Here is a 3,924-nt window from a genome sequence, read left to right as displayed (position 1 = left end):
CAAACGGGTAAAATACCTGCAGGATGTTTCAGTATCCAGGCCAATAAAATAATATCATTGGAGACATCATATTTGGATGCTAATTCATTTGCAACTTTTTGGATGCGTTGTGATTGTTCGTCATCTTTTCTAAAAACGGTTCCAAGGGGTGACCAGCACATAGGAGTGATTCGGTTGGTTTGCATATGATCCAAACTTCCGTCAATCATTGGTTCCAAATGGGTAACAGAAAACTCAATTTGGTTGTAGTTTATTTTGGTTTTTGTCTCAATCAAATTGCTTTGACTTGGTGTAAAATTAGAAACGCCAAAATCCAAAATCTTTCCTTCAATTTTTAACTTTTCAACAGCTTCGGCAATTTCATCTACATGCATCAATGGACTTGGTCGATGCAATAGCAAAAGATCCAAATAATCAGTTTTTAAATGCTGCAAAGACTGTTCTGCAGAGGCTATAATGTATTCTTTGGAATACTCATAATGTTTGATAGTATTGTTTCTTTTTTCAGACATCATTTGTATGCCACATTTAGAAATCAATTGGATGTCTTTGCGGTCAATTTGGCTTTCGCTAAAAGCTTTTCCAAAGCCTTCTTCTGTCGTATAGCCTCCATAAATATCGGCATGATCAAAGGTGGAAATACCGCTTTCGAGACATGAATTCATTAGTTCTATCATTTGTGATGTAGAGCAGTTTTTGCCCCAAACACCCCAAGTCATTGTGCCTGCTATTATCTTTGAAAAAGGAATTTTGCTCATGGTTTTATTTTGTTATTCCCCCAGCTGATTTTGGGGGTAAATCTTTGAATTTGATGTTTATTTTTTTTAGTTCTTAAAAATAGGTAAATACTATCATAATTCGTCCTTAAAATTAGGGGATTGGTAGAAGTTTTAACCATTTTTTAACATCTTACTTCTAAAAAAAAATTCAATTTGCACCATCAAATAAAAGAGATAAAAATTTAAGGGAATAAATATATAAAAATGGAAGAAAATACAACGACTTTAGACATTAGAGCAATCAATGAAAAAATCGAAAGAGAGAGCGCTTTTATAGACCTTCTCACTATGGAAATGAACAAAGTTATTGTGGGACAAAAACATATGGTCGAAAGATTGTTAATTGGACTTTTGGGCCAGGGACATATTTTGTTGGAAGGAGTTCCGGGATTGGCAAAAACATTAGCCATTAATACTCTTTCACAAGCCATTCACGGTTCTTTTAGCAGAATCCAGTTTACTCCCGATTTATTGCCAGCCGATGTTATTGGAACCATGATTTATAATATTAAGCAAAATGAATTCTCTATCAAAAAAGGGCCAATTTTTGCTAATTTCGTTCTTGCCGATGAGATTAACCGTGCTCCTGCCAAAGTGCAATCTGCATTATTGGAAGCGATGCAGGAAAAACAAGTAACCATTGGTGATACCACTTTCAAATTAGACCGACCATTTTTAGTTTTGGCAACTCAAAACCCTATTGAGCAAGAAGGAACTTACCAATTGCCCGAAGCACAAGTCGATCGTTTTATGTTGAAAACAGTTATCGATTATCCAAAAATGGAAGACGAGCGTTTGGTTATTCGTCAAAACCTCAAAGGAAGTTATGACAAAGTAAACCAGGTAGTTTCTGTGGAGCAAATTTTGCGTGCACAAGAAGCGGTTCGTGAGGTTTATATGGATGAAAAAATCGAGAAATACATACTGGATATTATTTTTGCTACTCGCTACCCAGAGAAATATAAATTGGCTGATTTGAAACCTTTAATCAGTTTTGGAGCATCACCACGTGGAAGTATCAATCTTGCTACTGCCGCCAAATGTTATGCTTTTATCAAACGTCGTGGATATGTAATTCCTGAAGATGTTCGTGCCGTAGTTCATGATATTTTACGTCATAGAATCGGAGTTACCTATGAAGCCGAAGCCGAAAACATTACATCGGTTGACATTATCAATAAAATCATAAACGAAATCGAAGTACCTTAAAAGTTGATGGTTGATAGTTTTTGGTTAATGGTTTGAAACCAACAACCAACAACCAAATAGCCGTAAACCAAAATAAAAATGGATACAAAAGAGCTTTTAAAAAAAGTACGTAAAATAGAAATCAAAACCCGAAGATTGAGCGATCATATCTTCTCGGGAGAATATCACACATCGTTCAAAGGGCGTGGGATGACTTTCAGTGAGGTACGTCAATATCAATTTGGAGACGATATACGTGCCATCGATTGGAATGTGACTGCTCGATACAACGAAGCACACGTCAAGGTTTTTGAGGAAGAAAGAGAATTGACCATGATGTTAATGGTCGATATTTCAGGTTCTGAAAGTTTTGGTTCCAAGAATCAGTTTAAGAGAGAAATTGTTACCGAAATTGCTGCAACTATGGCATTTTCGGCTACTCAAAATAATGATAAAATAGGATTGATTTTGTTTTCGGACCAAATCGAATTATATATTCCACCCAAGAAAGGGCGTTCACACGTGTTGCGTATCATTCGTGAATTGATAGAATTTGAACCTAAAAGTTACAAAACAGATATTGCACAAGCCTTGAAGTTTCTATCGGGAACTCAAAAAAAGAAAGCCATTGTATTCGTCATTTCCGATTTTATGTCAGGCGACTATGAGCAAACCTTAAAAATTGCTTCAAAGAAACACGATATCACAGGTATTCGCGTGTACGACATTCGAGAAGAAAAAATGCCAAACTTAGGAATGGTATCGATGATTGATGCAGAGACTGGCGAAACGCGATTGATTAATACAGGTTCAAAATCGGTGCGAATGAATTATGAGAAATACTTTCATGATAATGTGAATTATTTTAAAGAAACTTTCAGCAAATCGGGTTCGGGTGTAGTAAACACGAGAGTGGATGAAAGTTATGTCACCAAATTATTAGGCTATTTTAAATCACGATAAGACGAAACCTAGCCCCATCAGTTCTGGAATATCCATTGGAATTGATAAGGTTAATTAGAAAAAAAATGAAAATTAAACTTTACCTACTATTACTGCTGATTTCGACTTCTATTTTTGCACAGCAAAAAGTAGTTACCAGCATCGATACCACAAAAAATAAAATTGGAGCTGAGTTTAAATTGACTTTAAAAACTTCGGTAGATACTTTGTCTAAAGTTGTTTTTCCAAAACTAAAAAACATTGGAGCGCTGGAGGTAATTCAGTCCTACCCAATTGACACCATCAAAAAAGACGACCGATACGAATTAATAAAAAAGTACGGTTTGACTCAATTTGATTCGGGGAAATATACTATTCCAAGTATAAAGATTCTGATAAATAATAAAGAGTTTTTGACGGACTCCATAAAAGTTGAGGTTGCCAATGTTCAGGTCGATACGTTAAGACAAAAAATGTATGACATCAAAGATATTGTTAAAGCCGAAGATTCATTGGGAGATTGGTGGAAGTATCTTTTGGGTGTTTTATTGATTTTAGGAATTGGAGCTTTCGTTTATTGGTACACAAAAATTCGCCAAAAGAAAAAGATTGAAGAAGAAGTTTATAAAACGCCTATAGAAAAAGCGACAAGTTTACTTAATACTTTAGAGAAAAAAGAACTTTGGCAACATGGCGAGGTAAAAGCATACTATAGTGAATTGACAGATATTGCCCGAAATTACATAGAGGAAGCGATTGAAATTCCGGCAATGGAGAGCACAACTTCAGAATTGATTGAGGGACTTAAAACAGCGTCATTGAAGAAAAAAATGAAGCTTTCCCAAGAAACGATAGAGAATTTATTTACCGTTTTGAAACAAGCCGATTTAGTGAAATTTGCCAAATCAAAACCGTTGGAATTTGAAATTACGGAAGACAGAAATAGAATTCAGAAAGCAATTTTAACACTTGATGAAGCTATTCCAGTTGAAGTGCCAATCGAGGAAGACACTAT

3 protein-coding genes and 1 pseudogene are annotated in these 3,924 nt (G+C 35.3%); 3 read left to right on the top strand and 1 reads right to left on the bottom strand.

Annotated elements, in window-relative coordinates; translation table 11 throughout:
• Window positions 1-758 (bottom strand): aldo/keto reductase (locus VFS71_RS13650; protein WP_326401877.1); only part of this gene is annotated, 758 nt, incomplete at its 3' end.
• 225 nt (window positions 759-983) lie between these two features.
• Between VFS71_RS13650 and VFS71_RS13645 the strand changes: the two genes are divergently transcribed.
• From VFS71_RS13645 to VFS71_RS13635, 3 genes and pseudogenes are all read left to right on the top strand, one after another.
• The gene (locus VFS71_RS13645; RefSeq protein ID WP_111408287.1) at window positions 984-1,988 is read left to right on the top strand and encodes an AAA family ATPase; all 1,005 of its coding nucleotides are present in this window, start codon (window positions 984-986) and stop codon (window positions 1,986-1,988) included.
• 78 nt (window positions 1,989-2,066) lie between these two features.
• A complete protein-coding gene (locus VFS71_RS13640; protein WP_326401875.1) occupies window positions 2,067-2,930 on the top strand; it encodes a DUF58 domain-containing protein in 864 nt (287 codons plus the stop codon).
• A gap of 65 nt (window positions 2,931-2,995) precedes the next feature.
• Window positions 2,996-3,924, top strand: a pseudogene (locus VFS71_RS13635) (hypothetical protein); the annotation flags it as partial.

This window comes from Flavobacterium sp. (assembly GCF_035760125.1).
Taxonomy (GTDB): Bacteria; Bacteroidota; Bacteroidia; order Flavobacteriales; family Flavobacteriaceae; genus Flavobacterium.
This window is presented reverse-complemented; position numbering and strand designations above follow the sequence as displayed.

What these genes read in the sequence shown, in the direction of transcription:
- VFS71_RS13645 (WP_111408287.1), top strand. Translation starts at nt 984, where the DNA reads ATGGAAGAAAATACAACGACTTTAGACATTAGAGCAATCAATGAAAAA.
- VFS71_RS13640 (WP_326401875.1), top strand. Translation starts at nt 2,067, where the DNA reads ATGGATACAAAAGAGCTTTTAAAAAAAGTACGTAAAATAGAAATCAAA.